15 protein-coding genes are annotated in these 14,159 nt (G+C 60.3%); all 15 read right to left on the reverse strand.

Translation table 11 applies throughout. The features are described 5' to 3' along the window. Positions 1-11: 11 nt before the first annotated feature. Genes fliP through ORD17_RS12980 form a run of 15 tightly spaced genes read right to left on the reverse strand, consistent with a single transcriptional unit; the run spans position 12 to position 13,999 of the window. Positions 12-683 carry a flagellar type III secretion system pore protein FliP gene (fliP, locus tag ORD17_RS12910; RefSeq protein ID WP_308390106.1) on the reverse strand — a complete coding sequence of 224 codons (672 nt, stop codon included), beginning with the start codon at positions 681-683 and terminating at the stop codon, positions 12-14. A 23-nt stretch (positions 684-706) separates the two neighbouring features. After that, entirely contained in the window at positions 707-1,201 is a 495-nt protein-coding gene (gene fliO / locus ORD17_RS12915; protein WP_308388886.1) for a flagellar biosynthetic protein FliO, read from the reverse strand. Positions 1,202-1,230: 29 nt separating this feature from the next. Next, positions 1,231-1,710 carry a flagellar motor switch protein FliN gene (gene fliN, locus ORD17_RS12920; protein ID WP_308388887.1) on the reverse strand — a complete coding sequence of 160 codons (480 nt, stop codon included), beginning with the start codon at positions 1,708-1,710 and terminating at the stop codon, positions 1,231-1,233. A 2-nt stretch (positions 1,711-1,712) separates the two neighbouring features. Continuing rightward, the gene (gene fliM, locus ORD17_RS12925) at positions 1,713-2,726 is read right to left on the reverse strand and encodes a flagellar motor switch protein FliM (protein WP_308388888.1); all 1,014 of its coding nucleotides are present in this window, start codon (positions 2,724-2,726) and stop codon (positions 1,713-1,715) included. A 10-nt stretch (positions 2,727-2,736) separates the two neighbouring features. Further along, complete coding sequence (locus ORD17_RS12930) at positions 2,737-4,080, reverse strand: flagellar hook-length control protein FliK (RefSeq protein WP_308388889.1); 1,344 nt, start codon at positions 4,078-4,080, stop codon at positions 2,737-2,739. Between the two features lie 49 nt (positions 4,081-4,129). Then, on the reverse strand, positions 4,130-4,576 hold the full coding sequence (gene fliJ, locus ORD17_RS12935; protein ID WP_308388890.1) for a flagellar export protein FliJ: 447 nt from the start codon (positions 4,574-4,576) through the stop codon (positions 4,130-4,132). Further along, positions 4,573-5,949 carry a flagellar protein export ATPase FliI gene (fliI, locus tag ORD17_RS12940; RefSeq protein WP_308388891.1) on the reverse strand — a complete coding sequence of 459 codons (1,377 nt, stop codon included), beginning with the start codon at positions 5,947-5,949 and terminating at the stop codon, positions 4,573-4,575. The genes fliJ and fliI overlap by 4 nt, the downstream gene beginning before the upstream one ends. A gap of 2 nt (positions 5,950-5,951) precedes the next feature. Next, entirely contained in the window at positions 5,952-6,704 is a 753-nt protein-coding gene (locus tag ORD17_RS12945; RefSeq protein WP_308388892.1) for a FliH/SctL family protein, read from the reverse strand. After that, positions 6,705-7,709 carry a flagellar motor switch protein FliG gene (gene fliG / locus ORD17_RS12950; protein ID WP_308388893.1) on the reverse strand — a complete coding sequence of 335 codons (1,005 nt, stop codon included), beginning with the start codon at positions 7,707-7,709 and terminating at the stop codon, positions 6,705-6,707. It lies immediately after the preceding gene. Beyond that, positions 7,693-9,402 (reverse strand): flagellar basal-body MS-ring/collar protein FliF, encoded by a 1,710-nt coding sequence (fliF, locus tag ORD17_RS12955; protein WP_308388894.1) that lies wholly within the window; start codon positions 9,400-9,402, stop codon positions 7,693-7,695. Before fliF ends, fliG begins: the two co-directional genes overlap by 17 nt. A gap of 20 nt (positions 9,403-9,422) precedes the next feature. Next, on the reverse strand, positions 9,423-9,746 hold the full coding sequence (fliE, locus tag ORD17_RS12960) for a flagellar hook-basal body complex protein FliE (RefSeq protein WP_308388895.1): 324 nt from the start codon (positions 9,744-9,746) through the stop codon (positions 9,423-9,425). 54 nt (positions 9,747-9,800) lie between these two features. After that, entirely contained in the window at positions 9,801-11,153 is a 1,353-nt protein-coding gene (locus ORD17_RS12965; protein WP_308388896.1) for a sigma-54 dependent transcriptional regulator, read from the reverse strand. Beyond that, complete coding sequence (locus tag ORD17_RS12970; protein ID WP_308388897.1) at positions 11,153-12,370, reverse strand: HAMP domain-containing sensor histidine kinase; 1,218 nt, start codon at positions 12,368-12,370, stop codon at positions 11,153-11,155. Before ORD17_RS12970 ends, ORD17_RS12965 begins: the two co-directional genes overlap by 1 nt. Next, entirely contained in the window at positions 12,345-13,448 is a 1,104-nt protein-coding gene (locus ORD17_RS12975; RefSeq protein ID WP_308388898.1) for a sigma-54 dependent transcriptional regulator, read from the reverse strand. The genes ORD17_RS12970 and ORD17_RS12975 overlap by 26 nt, the downstream gene beginning before the upstream one ends. Then, complete coding sequence (locus ORD17_RS12980; RefSeq protein WP_308388899.1) at positions 13,445-13,999, reverse strand: PilZ domain-containing protein; 555 nt, start codon at positions 13,997-13,999, stop codon at positions 13,445-13,447. The genes ORD17_RS12975 and ORD17_RS12980 overlap by 4 nt, the downstream gene beginning before the upstream one ends. Positions 14,000-14,159 lie beyond the last annotated feature (160 nt).

Consider the following 14,159-nt stretch of genomic DNA (forward strand, 5'->3'; position numbering starts at 1 on the left):
TTCTCGTCCTCCTAGTGCACGAAACTTTGCACCAAAGAACCAATGACCAGATCCCAGCCATTGACCAAAACAAATAGCATCAGTTTGAAGGGAAAAGAGACGGTCACCGGCGATAACATCATCATTCCCAGCGACATCAGCACCGCTGCCACCACCAGATCAATGATGACGAAAGGAATGAAAATCAAAAATCCGATCTGAAATCCCGTTTTGAGTTCCGAGGTAATAAATGCTGGAATCAGCAGATCCATGGGCGTATCATCGGGCGCACGCAATTGCTTATGACCGGACAGTTTGACAAACAATGCCAGGTCATCCGGCCGCGTTTGGGCCAGCATGAAGGTACGCAGCGGACCTTCGGAACGGTCCATCGCTTGCGTCAAACTGATTTGGTTGTTGGCCAGTGGCTGCAAGGCCTCGGTATTCAGCTTTTGAAACACCGGCGCCATCACAAAAAAGGTAAGAAACAGCGCCAGCCCCACCATCACCTGGGAAGGTGGCATCTGGGTGGAGCCCAGGGCCTGTTTGAGCAGGGAAAGCACGATGATAATGCGGGTGAAGGCCGTCATCATGAGCAGCATGGCGGGCAGAAACACCAGCACCGACATGAAGAGCAGAGTCTGTATGCTGAGGCTGTAGTCGGTTCCCCCCCCCGCGGTGGGCGTTGCCGTCACCCCCGGCATTCCGGCCGCGAAGCTCGGGCTGGCTAGGAGGAGCCCTCCGAGGAGGAGCCCGCTGCTGAGGAGGACGGCTTTTCCCCTGCGGATCTTGCTTGCTGATTTTGCCATTGCTCTTGCTTACGCCTCTCCATTGCTTGCCGCAGCCAGCCGGAAAAGGCCAGACTGCCGGAATCCACGGGCAGCGGCTCTGGGAGCGTATGCAGGAGGGTGATACCGGCCGGCGTCGCTCCCAGCAGTAACTGCTGCTTGCCGACCTCCACTAGCAAGAGGCGTTCCCGCGTGCCGAGGGGAAGCGACGCCAAGACCCGCATGGGGCTACCGGAGACACCTGCAGACCCAGGTTGCAGACGACGAAAGAGCCAGATCAAAGCGAAAAATACCAGTAATACGAGGATCAGGGCGGCAATCAGGCGCACGATTGCCCAAGGGGAAAAGACTGCCGGACTCGTCTGCGCAGCAAACGCTGGGAGCGGGGTAAGCAGCGGCAGAAGAAGCAGATGACGAAGTCTTGACAGCTGCAACGACGAATCCTTGACAGGGCGCGGCGGCTTCAACGGAGCTTCTTCGCGCGCTCGGCGGGGCTGATGATATCGGTCAAGCGGATGCCGAATTTATCATTCACCAGAACCACCTCGCCTTGGGCAATCAGATAGCCGTTCACCAGAACATCCATCGGCTCACCCGCCAGACGCTCGAGTTCCACTACCGATCCCTGCGCCAATTGCAGGAGGTTGCGGATCTGAATCTTGGTGTGCCCGAGTTCGACGGAAAGCGTGACTGGGATGTCGAGAATCATGTCGAGATTGGCGACCTTTTCCGCATTACCTGCATCCTGCAGAGAAGGCATGGATACCGGTGTTGCGGCGGCAGGGTCTGTGGCGGTCCTTTTGGCAGTATCTGCCGCCTGGGCCGCCGCCGGCTCAGCCGGCGTGGGCGCTGCCGCCTCCTGCTCAGCCAGGGCTGCCGACCAATCTGCCATGATGTCATCAGCGGCACTCTGGCCCGCGATATCCTTGTCGTTTTCGGCCATTTTCATTTCTCCCACGCCGCCATGGCGTTCAAGCCTTCTTCCGTTTCCGGTGCGAGGCCATGGTCGAACTGAATTGCATAATTTTCGCCATGTATACCATAACGACCAGAAAACACCGGAATGCCATCCACCCGTGCCACGAGTTGCTCGGGCATCTCGATCGGAATCACGTCACCGTCGCGCAATTGCAGAATCTGTCCCAGACTCAATTTTTTACGGACGAATTCAACCTGCAGCAGCAGCTCGGCTTCCTGCAATTCGCTGTTAAGGGATTGAATCCAGCGTTTATCGACTTCCGAGCGATCCGCCATGGTACCTGCGGTAAGCTGATCACGCACCGGTTCCACCATACCGTAAGGCAGACATACCTGCAGAGATCCGGAGCCGGATTCGAGCTCCACATGGAATTCTGTGGTAATCACCACCTCCGTCGGCGTAGCAATATTGACAAACTGCGGATTCACTTCGGCACGCTGCAGCTCCGGCGCCAAATCAATGACCGGTTTCCATGCGGTTTTGAAGTCCTGTAAGGCCATTCCCAATAACTTATTGATGATTCTTGATTCCAGGGGGGTAAAATCTCTACCTTCGATACGCGCGTGAAAACGTCCGTCCCCACCAAAATAGTTGTCGATGACAGAAAAGATCAGGCGTGGATCAAAAACGAAGAGACAGCTACCACGCAAGGGCTTCAATGAGACGATATTGATGTTGCTGGGCACCACCAGACTGCGAATAAACTCGCTGTATTTTACCAGCTTCACCGTACCGATGGAGATTTCTGCGCTGCGACGTAAGAAATTGAATAAACTGACCCTCCACAAGCGGGCAAAGCGCTCGTTCATCACCTCCAGGGTAGGCATGCGTCCCCGCACGATACGATCTTGATTGGCCAGATCGTAGGGACGTATGCCGTTTTCCTCTGGCACATCTCCCGGGGACAGGTCGACCTCGCCCTCATTCATACCTTGAAAGAGCGCGTCTACCTCGTCCTGACTCAAGATTTGCTGACTCATACGTGCGCGCCTACACGAAAGTACTCAACAGGCCCTGATGCGTCATCTGCGTCCGCGCTGCGGAAAGCGCAGGTGCCACGACATCCGCTAATCCTTCCTCGCCATCATGAGGTCCTTGGCCGTTGCGCTGCTCTCCCGCCGTCCCCGACCACCCGGAACCCACACTTGCCTGACCGAGATTCAGGCCCATGGCGGCAAAATTTTGCTGCAGTTGCGGCACCGCTGCCGAGATCGCTGCGCGAACGTCCGCGTGGGCCGACAGAAATACGGCAGCAGCCTGCCCGTTCTGCCCCAGTTCCAACTGTACCACCAGGGGGCCAAGATGCTCTGGATGAAGATGAATGACGGCCTGCTGCACCCCGCCCTGGGCCATCCATTGCACCCCCTGGGCAAGCGCTTGCCCCCAGGCAGGCTGCTCCTGCAGTGACGGCGAAAGCTGCACCTGCGCCGGACTCACGGCATTTCCCGCGGCCAGGGGCATCTGCAGGATGCCAAAAAGAGAGTTACTGCCAGGCAGGGGACTGCTTTGCAGCTCTGCTTTCGACTTTGCCACTTCTGCGGTACCCGTCGCAGTACCGGTCAGGGAATCCGCCGCCAGTGCTGTCGTCAACACCGGACGAAACAGCTCGCTTGCAGTGGAACTACCGGTCAGCGTCGATTCCGAGGAGGCCTGCTCAGAGCCACGGGTGCCGTTGCTTTGCAGGTCCTGCGGCAAGCGACTGCTCTGCGCCGTCTTGATCTCGGCGTTGGCCTTTCCGGTCTGTGGGGTCAGCATCGAGGGATTTGCCGGTGCCAGCAAAACCGGCAGAGGCGTGCCGCCGTTGGCCGTGTTCCGGGAATCCTTACCATCCTTTACGTCCTTTTTTGCTGCGGCATCCGACAACAGCAACGCGGGGTCCGCCGGCGACGCTTTCACTGCCGAGGCCTTCGTCGCGGAAGATGCTCCTGCGCTACGACCCGCAACCTGCGACCCGGACGGCTTTGCTGGCAGACCGTCCACAACCTGCCCGTCGACCGGCTCACGCATCGACCCGGCAAGCGCACGGCGATCCTTAGCGTACAGTTCATCCCTGGTCTTCTGCTTGGCAGCTGCGGCCGGCGCGGAAGAACCTGGTTGCTGTGCCGCTCCAGCGTTCTCTGCCCCAGGCAACTGCCTTGCGGCGTCGCTGCAGCTGGCCACGGGCGTGCCCTGCGCATTGCCTGCACCCTGACCTGCAACTGCACCTTTCGCGGACTGCTGTGACAAGACCTGGGCAAAGCCAGAGGCGGTACCTCCCGGGTTCGTCTCCGCCTTGGCACTGACCGCCACGGTCTGCTCGGGGGCTGCCAGACCAGCTACAGGAAGCATACTCATACGCCAATCTCCGCTGTCAATGCCCGCTACAAAGCAAAAATCGAGCCAATCAAACCCCCATACGCATCTGCACCACGCGCAATGCCCAGTCATCCATCTCCTTCTGCGCCCTTTTCAATTCTGCCAATTGCCGGTCGCGGTCCAGACGTTGCAGCAAGTGCGAAAAACCCCGTTCCTTGACCTTGGCCTCCTGCCATTGCTCTTGCAAGTGCTGCAGACGCTGCTCCTGCTCCCGAATCAATTGCCCCTGCTGCTGCAGCACGGTCGTCAGTTGCTGCAGAAAGCCGCGCCAACGGAGAATGTCGCCTCCGGCAATCCCCTCGCTTTCCTGTGCGGCACACTCTTGCCGGTACTGATCCAGATACCCCTGCAGCAAGGCACACTTTTCCCGCAACTGGTCGAGTATCTGTCGTTGCGCGAGCAGGGAACGGCGCAGGTCCTGTTCACGCATACCGGCCATGTCCTGCAGGTAGCGGATGGTTTGCTCGCGGCTCATGCCTCAGGTCCCAGCGCCGAAGCCAGCGGACCTGCGTGAAGGAGCGACGTCAGTTCCTGCTGCGCTTGCGCCAAAGAGACTGACTCGAACTGATTCTGACAGAGAAATTTTTCGATTTGCGGATACAAGTGCACGGCTTGATCCAGCACCGGGTCCATCCCCGGGGCATAAGCGCCGACGGCAATGAGATCACGCTGCTCGCGATAGCGGCCATACAAACGTTTCAAGCGTTGCATCGCTTGTACCTGATGCGGCGGGCTGATGTTGGGCATGACGCGGCTGATGGATGCCTCCAGATCGATCGCGGGATAGTGTCCCTGTTCCGCCAAGGCGCGCGACAACACGATATGCCCATCAAGCACTGCACGGGCATTGTCGGCGATGGGGTCTTGCTGGTCATCACCCTCCATCAGCACCGTATAGAAGGCGGTGATGCTCCCTCCCCCGACATCGCCGTTTCCTGCCCGCTCTACCAGGGCAGGCAAGCGAGCGAATACGGAAGGCGGATAACCGCGCACCGCCGGCGGCTCACCAACCGCCAGCGCAATTTCGCGCTGGGCCATGGCATAGCGCGTCAGCGAGTCCATCAGCAGCAACACCTGCTGCCCACGCTCGCGATAATACTCGGCGATCGCGGTGCTGAGATGCGCACCACGGATACGCGTCAAGGCAGGCGCGTCTGCCGGGGCGGCAACGACTACGGCGCGTCGCCGGCCTTCTTCTCCAAGGATCTCATCGATGAATTCCTTCACCTCGCGACCACGCTCGCCAATCAACCCGACGACGATCACATCGGCATCGGTGTTGCGTGCCATCATTCCGAGCAGCACACTCTTGCCTACCCCGCTCCCGGCGAACAGCCCCATGCGCGCGCCACGACCGACGGTGAAAAGGGCATTGATCGCACGCACACCCACGTCCAGGGGCTGTCGGATCGGCGCCCGATTCAACGGATTGATAGCTTTTCCGGTGAGGGATACCGGCTCCGCATCGGCTAGCGGTCCCTTGCCGTCGAGCGGCAATCCCTGGCCATCGACGACCCGCCCAAGCATGGCCGGACTGGCAACCCCTTGCGCCTCCCCCGCCAGGGGCTGGACGCGCGCGCCAGGAGCAACGCCATGCAGATCACCGGCGGCCATCAGCTGCAAACGTCCATCCTGAAAGCCTACCACCTCTGCGTCCACCGCGCGGCCATTGGCTGCCCGCACCTGACAGCGGGTGCCAATGCCAGCGCTCAGCCCCTCAGCCTCCAGGACCAGCCCGACGATCCGTAGCAAGCGACCACCGGGCAACAGGGGTGGCAAAGTCTCGGGCAGGCGTTTGCGCAATTGCAGAAGTTGGGACTCCCAGCGCGCCTGACTCAGTGCTTCCATCCTCAGGCCTCGGTCCCGGCAAACAGCGTGTCCAATACTTGACGCCAACGCGTCGCCAGGCGCAGGTCGAGCTCCGTGGCAGGCGTTTCGGAACGCTCCCGCCAGCGACGATCGGGACGCAGGGAATCCGTGTCCAGGCCCACCTGCACGACCAGCGAACCAGATTCCAGTGCCTCGTCTGGCACCGGAGTAACTCCCGCATCGAGCAGCTCAGGCAACCGCTCTTCAACCAGCGCACAATCCTGTGGATGCAAGCGGACGACCGTTGCTCCGCTGGCGATTGGCACCGTGGCCAGCGCCTCCCGCAGCAATGGCAGAATTTGCTCCGGATGCGTCTGCAGCTCCTGGCGGATCACCTGCCTTGCCAGTTCCAAAGCCAGGGCGAGGAGGGCCTGTTCCACGCGGTCGTTGAGCTGCGCAACCGGCGCGGCCAATTGCTCTACAAGCCGCCGAAAGGTTTCGATATCCTTTCTGGCCGCCTGCAGACCCTCGTCGCGGCCAGCGGCGTAGCCCTCTTTCCGCCCGCGCTGCCGCCCCTCCTCTTCCGCCTGCGCAACCAACTGTTGCAGGGCTTCTGCCGTCGGCGGCCGCAAGTCTTGCAGCTCGACTTCCTCGCCCGCCTCCTCTGCCGGAGGGTTTTCTTCTACCTCCGGTGCCCTCGTCGCCGTGGCGATACCCGGCATTTGCGGCATACGCCAGGCACGCAAATTCGCTATGTTCTCACGCTGGATGACGTCGGTGTCGGAGGCAGCCATTTACAGCATCTCCTCACCACCGCCACTCAGGTTGATCTGGCCGGCAGCATCGAGACGCTGGGCCACTTGCAGGATGGCCTTTTGCGCGGCCTCCACCTCGCTCAGGCGCACTGGCCCCTTGGCTTCCAGGTCGTCCCGCAACATTTCCGCGGCACGCTTGGACATGTTGGCGAAAAAGCTCTCGCGTAGCGGACCCGGAGCCCCCTTCAGGGCAACGACGAGGCCATCGGATGGCACCTCGCGCAGCAGGGTCTGTAGGCTGCGGTCATCGAGCTTGGCGAGGTCGTCAAAGACAAACATCTTTTCCTGTACCTTTTCCGCCAGTTCGGGCTCGGATTCACGAATCTGATCGAGAATGCTGCCGGAGCGACTGGTTTCCAGCCGGTTGAGAATCTCCGCCGCTGCCTTGGGTCCACCCAAGGTCGCGACTTGCAGAGATTGGGAATCGCCGGAAATCTGCTCCTCCAGGATCTCGTTGAGCTCCCGGATCGCTCCGGGCTGCACGGTTTCCAGGCTGGCAAGACGCATCATCGCCTCGCCAACCGTGCGCTCCGGCAAGAAGTGAATCACCTCACTCGCCTGCTCGGGCTCCATATAGGCGAGGATCATGGCGAGTACCTGGGGATGTTCCAGTTTGATCAGATCGGCCACGGAACGGGCGTCCATCCATTTCAGGTTTTCCAGACCATTGGCCTCGCCACCATGCAGGATGCGGTCGATGAGTGATCCCGCCTTGTCACCCAGGGCCTTGGTGAGCATGCCACGAATGTATTGATCGCTGCCGATCCCCAAGGATGTCTGATGTTCGAGGCGGGCGCGAAAATCCGAGAGTACCGTGCGTGCCTGATCGGTGCTCACCTGCGCCATTTTTGCCATCATCGCACCAAGCTTCTGTACCTCGCGCGGGCCGAGGTGCCGCATCACTTCGGCAGCTTCATCCTCGCCCAGACTGAGCAGAAGAATGGCGCTGCGTTCGATGCCATTCAGATCAGCTTCGCTGCTCACCGTTCAACCATTCCTTGACGACCTGGGCAGCCCGGGCCGGATCCTGCATCACCAGTTGCCTTGCCACGTACAGATCTGCCTTGAGCGGATCCGCCGGAAGCTCGACTTCTCCCTCTTCCCCAGCCCAGACACGTCCCCCTTGGGCCCCTGCCGTTGCGCGCTGCTGGTCTTGCCGTTCCTGCTCTCCCCGCGCCGCTGCCAGCGCCGCACTCTGCGCTCGTTCCTGTCGGTCACGCAGCATCCGCAAGACCGGCTTGATGAGCCCCAGGAACAGCAGGAAGGCTAGCAGAAGGATGGCCAGATAGCGCAAGGCACCGTGGGCCAGGCTGAGGAACCAGGACTGCTGCCACCACGGCAGAGCGGCGTTCATCTGACTGCCGGCAAAAGGCATCTGCACGACTTTCACGGAGTCACCACGCTTGGCATCATAGCCGATGGCTTCCTCCACCAATTGCTGAATCTGTTGGATCTGCGCTGGCGCGAGGGCAGAAAACTGCTTTCCATCACCGCCCGGCAGTGGCTTTTCATCGATCAATACCGCGACGGAAACCCGCTTGACGCTGCCGACCGGGCTGACGGTATGGACGATGGTTTTATCGACATCGTAATTGGTCGTCGTGTCGTTGCTGCTCTGGGTGGGCGCCAAGCTCTTCAGCGTGGGAGCCAGCGCGATCAGTCCCGCCGGGGAGAGCGTAGAAACCACCGGCGCGGTGAGGGGCGCAATGGCCACTCCCGGTGGTTGATTGGAGAGCGCGCCCGGCACACCGTATGGCCCTTCACCACCGTTACTGCTACTGCTGTGCGTCTGCTGGCTGAGTACCTGATTCTTACCATAGGTGACCGAGCTGCTCTCGCTTTTGGCAAAGTCGATGGCTGCCGATACCGCAACATGCACTCCGCTACTCCCGACAATTGGGGAAATGATCGCCTCGATGCGCTTTTGATATTGCGCGTCGACTGCCTGCTGGTAGGCAAACTGTGCCGGTTGCAGACCCAGGGACTGGTTGGCGTTGCTACTCAACAGGTTGCCGTGTTGATCGACTACTGTGACATTTTTGTCCTCGAGACCCGGCACGCTGGCCGCAACCAGGTGGACGATCCCCGCCACCTGACCGGCAGAAAGTTGCCGTCCGGGGTACATCGTGAGCATGACCGATGCGGTCGGCTTCTGCTCCTGATCCAGAAAGACCGACGGTTTGGGAATTGCCAGTTGCACACGCGCGTGCTCGACTTCTCCGAGCGAGGAGATGGTTCGCTCCAGCGAACCCTCCAGGGCACGCTGATAATTGACATGCTCGACAAAATCACTGGTACCCATGGGTTCATGATCGAGCAGTTCAAAACCTACCGCATCGCCGTGCGGCAAGCCCTCTGCCGCCAGCTTCATCCGCGTGCTGTACACCACATCACTGGGGACGGTAATGACCGTACCCCCATCGGTAATGCGAAAGGGAACATTCAATTTCTGCAATTGCGCGATGACCTGACCACCGTCGCGATCGGAAAGCCCGGCATAGAGGACCTGATAGTTGCCAGAGCCATGCCACAGCGCCACGACGAGGAGCACGGCAACGACAGCGGCAAGCACCACCAGGAAGGCGAACCGGCGATTGGCTGGCATCTCCTGCCAGCGTTGTTGCCACTGGCGCAGATCCAAACGTGCGGCAGACGGATTCAGGGCTTCTTCGGCCATGGGGCATCAACCCTGCGCGCTCAGGCGGAAATATTCATGATGTCCTGGTAGGCAGAAACGAGCTTGTTGCGTACCTGGAGCATGGTCTGAAAAGAAAGATCGGCCTTCTGGGAGGCAACCATCACCTGACTCAGGCTTACCTGCGGATCGCCAGTGGCAAACTGGTTTTGCAGCTGGTTGGCGGATTCCTGTTGGGCATTTACGCCATCCACCATCTGTTTGAGCGTGTTGGCAAATTCTCCTACTCCACCGCTGTTCGGAGTGTTGTTTTTCAGACCCTGCGCCTGCTCGCTCAGGGCACGCAGCTGGCTCAGCAAACCATCCAGCGAATCTACACTGCTCATGACCATATCCTTCCTGGGAATGCTTTCCCAAAATGAAGCAATATCCAGGCCAAACTATCCAAGGTCGAAACCAGCCTCCCGCAAGCGCTGCAATTTGTGGCGCAGGGTACGCGCACTGATTCCCAACAAACGCGCCGCTTCGCCACGCGATCCTCCGGTTTTTGCCAGAGCATCGGCAATCAACTCCCGCTCATAGTGCCCCTTTTGCTCCCCCAATGCCAATTCTGCAACAGACAACGGCTCCTCCATCGCCACCCCGTTTTCTGCCATCTCGCCCGGCAGATCCAGGTCCCGCGTCTGTATTTCGTCACCGTCCGCCAGAATCAGGGCGCGGTGCAGGGCATTTTGTAGCTCGCGCACGTTGCCCGGCCAGTCATGCGCGAGCAGCGCCTGTTCTGCTGCCGGCGACAGCGTCCGCGCGCGTAGACCGAGGGTCACTGCCGCTTGCCCCAGGAGATACCGAGCGAGCGGGAGGATATCCTCGCGCCGCTCGCGCAAAGGGGGAATCTGCAGCGGAACCACCTGCAACCGGTAATAGAGATCGGCACGGAACCCGCCGCTTTTGACTGCCTCCCCGAGATCGCGATTGCTGGTGGCAAGCACCCGGATATCCAGGGAGATCGTGCGCTGCCCGCCGACCCGTTCCAGCTCCCGCTCCTGCAAGACTCGCAGCAGCTTGGCCTGCAGGACGAGGGGCATTTCCGTCACCTCGTCGAGCAACAGAGTGCCGTTCTGGGCCTGCTCGAATTTTCCCGCACTCGCCTGCGTGGCGCCGGTGAAGGCACCTTTCTCGTGGCCAAAGAGTGTCGCCTCCAACAGGGTTTCGGGGATGGCAGCACAATTCACAGCAACGAAGGGGCCTTTGGCACGGGCACTGTGCTGATGAAGATAGCGCGCCAAAACCTCTTTCCCCACACCGCTCTCACCACTGAGTAACACAGTGGCGTCACTCTGCGCGACTTTTGCTGCACGCTCCAGGCAGCGCCGCATACTGGGTGCCTCGGCAATCAAATGGTCATCGGCACCGGCGCGGGGCAGCAGATGCTTTTCTAGCTTTGCCTCCAAGCTCTCGATTTCAAAAGGCTTTACCAGATAGTCCACCGCCCCGCCCTGCAAAGCGCGCACCGCCTCTTCGATCGTTCCCCAGGCGGTCATCATCAGCACGGGCGGGGCCTGGCGACGCTCACGCAGGGCCGCCAGGAGAGCATAGCCATCCAGCCGCGGCATCTGCACGTCACTGAGGATGAGATCGGCGGGGAAATTTACCAACTGCGCCAGGGCCGCCTCGCCATCGCTGGCGTGACGAATGCGATACCCGAGATCGCTCAGAGCCTCCTGTAATACCTCGGCGAAATCCGGGTCATCCTCGACCAACAGAATGCGGAATGCCATGCGCTTGTCGTTCATCAGGACTTCGACCGACTAGCCAACGGATCGGGGAGCGCTGCGAAAGGCACGCGCAGTACAAAGCAGGCACCGGGTCGATTGTCCTCAACATGGAGATCCCCCCCCAGACCTGTGACGAAATTGCGCGCAATACTCAGACCCAGCCCGGTTCCCTCCCGACGGCCACTGACAAAGGGTTGGAAAATCCGCTCGCGTTCGGCCTCGGGTACCCCGGGCCCGGAATCCATCACTCGCAGAATCCAGGAATTGCCGCTGCGCGCGCCGAGGGCATACACCGTGCTCGAGACGGGAGCAAAGTGCAGGGCATTCTGCAGGAGATTGCCGATGACGCTGACCCATACATCCGCGCTGCCCGTCAAAATCCAGTCATTCTCTCCCAGCTGGAGATCGAGATTGACACTTTTTTGACGAAACAAGGGCGCGAATACCCGCACCAATCCTGCGTCAATCTCCTCCAGGCGCGCAGTGCTGTCCTCGGCGGGCATGCTGCCGCGCAAAAACTGCAGCATGGCGTCGATGACCCCCTGCAAATGTCGCAATCGATCCAATGCTCGTTGCTGCTGGCGCGCAAAATGTTCGGCATCTCGCTCCGGCCGCAACTGGCCGACCGCGAGCAGTGCCGTCGCTAGCGGCGTACGCAGTTGGTGCGCAAGGCCCGCCATCGTCTCCCCCAAGGCTGCCAGACGCTCGCGTCGCTGACTGGCGGCTTCGCGCGCACGTGCCGCGGTGACATCCTGCAAGAGCAGAATCTTCCCCCCCTCCCCGGCCAGCGGGGTTACGGCGATGGCCAGACGTCGGCGCGCGCCCCCGGCCGATAGCAAACATTCCGCGCCCCCCTCCTGAATCGCTAATCCGGGCAATTCCGGCCAGATCCAGCCGAGCTCCCGAGTCTCCAGCAGTCGCTCCGCGGCGGGGTTCATCTGCAAAATCCGCCCGCGGGGATCAAGCAGCAATACCGCGCCCGGCAACATCTCCAGCAGCATTGCCAGGCGCTGGCCCAAGGTCTCCTTTGCCTGCAGCTCTTCGCGCAGACGCTGATTGGCGGCGGCCAACTCCCCGTTGAGCCGATGCACCTCGGCCTGCAAGGTGCCATACGCATCGCTCAACTCGCGCGAGGCGTTGTTGAAGAGTTCAAAGGCCTCGAGCAGGCGAGCGGCGTCTTGGGGATCCGGATGGCCAGGCACCGAGGCGTTACTCCCTGCCGGGCTGTATGGCATATTTGCGCAGCTTCTCCACCAAAGTCGTGCGCCGCAGCCCCAGTCGTTCGGCGGCACGCGCCACCACTTGGTCACAGAGATCCAGGGCCTGCAAGATCAGGTTCCGTTCGATCTCCTCCAGATAATTCTTGAGATCAAAAGGGCCGTCGGGCAAACGATGTCCAAGCTCGCCAAGCTCCGCGACCGGCAACGCTGCATCCGGCTCCATCGCCCAAATCGTCCGCAAAGCGTCGCTTTCCGATTTGGCGTTCTTTGCGCTCTGCCAAATGTGTTGCGGCAAATCGGACAGCCGCACCTCCTCCCCAGCGCGGAGAATGCTCAGTCGTTCCACCAGATTCCGTAGCTCCCGCACATTCCCTGGCCAACAATGCTCGAGTAGGACCTGCTTCACTTCGGCAGACAGGCGAAAAGGCGCAAAACCATCTTCCTGCCGCTGCATCAAAAAATGCTCCAGCAGCAAAAAAAGATCGTCGCCACGCTGACGCAGAGGTGGCAATTCTACGGGAAAGATATTCAGACGGTAATAGAGATCCTCGCGAAACAAGCCGTCGCGAATGCGCGCCTCCAGGTCGCGGTGCGTCGCAGCGATGATGCGCACATCGGCATCCCGCGGCTTGCTGCCACCTACCCGCTCGTATTGGTGCTCTTGCAGAACGCGCAGCAATTTCACCTGCATTGACGGAGTCATTTCCGCTACTTCATCGAGAAAGAGCGTGCCGCCCTCCGCCAGCTCAAAACGCCCCTTACGCGTCAACAGGGCGCCGGTAAACGCCCCTTTTTCATGTCCAAAGAGCTCACTTTCCATCAACTCGGCGGGAATCGCACCGCAATTGATTGCCACAAAGGGGCCAGCGGCGCGGGTCGAGTGCCGGTGCAAGCATTGGGCAATCACCTCCTTGCCCGTCCCGGACTCTCCCAGGATCAACACCGTGCTGTCCGTCGCGGCGACCTTCCCCAAGAGCCGGGTCACATTGCGCAAGACCTCGCTACGCCCAACCAGTCCACAGCTTTCTCGCGACAAGGCACGGCGATCGGCGGGGTTCTGCGGCGCAGTGGTTTCGACAAGGCTTTCCATCATTCCTTTCTCGTTTTGTGATCCATCATGCTTTCGCGCAATCTGGCAACCTCACGCCGATGATGACGGAAGATTAGTCGATCCAGCATTTCCTGCACGCCAGGACTCAGGCGAAATGGGAAGCGCCAGAGCCGCTGCACAGAATCCGTAAGCACCTGTTCGAAGCCCGCGCCGGGCAGCCGCAGCGGCATGGCCAGGCGCGGATGCAAGTAAATTGCTGCCTGCAACGGAAAATCGAGCGGTTGCCAATCGTCGTCCAGGGTGATTTGCAGCGAATCGCCACGCAGTTCGCAAGGATGTGCAGCCGGAAGTGGTTCTTGCGCGCGGATTCCGGCGCTAAGCAGGGTGAGTAACAGATCGGTCTTGATTTGCAGATGGGTTAGAGCCGAGCGCTCGTCTTCGTCGGCGTTGCCACCTTCTTCCTCCCAAATCAGTAGGGCGCGCAACAAAACGCGGTTATCACCCATGAAGTCCGCAAATTCTTCTTCCTGGCCCGACCACGAACGAATCGCAACTGGCAGTTTGGCGGTTATGGCTACCCCAGGTCCATCCACGTTTCTCTCTCCATTTTGGAGAGAGGATAGTGCCTCAGCCGCGTTCGAGCAAACCTCGCCAGCCGTCCCGCAGGTCTTCGAGTATGGGTCGGCAACTGGCCAAGGTATCGAGGTCGTCAAAAATGTTCGCCAGAGCCAATTTCTCCAGGACGAATCGATA

Origin of the sequence: Acidithiobacillus sp. AMEEHan, from assembly GCF_030996345.1 — a bacterium.
Lineage (GTDB): Bacteria > Pseudomonadota > Gammaproteobacteria > Acidithiobacillales > Acidithiobacillaceae > Igneacidithiobacillus.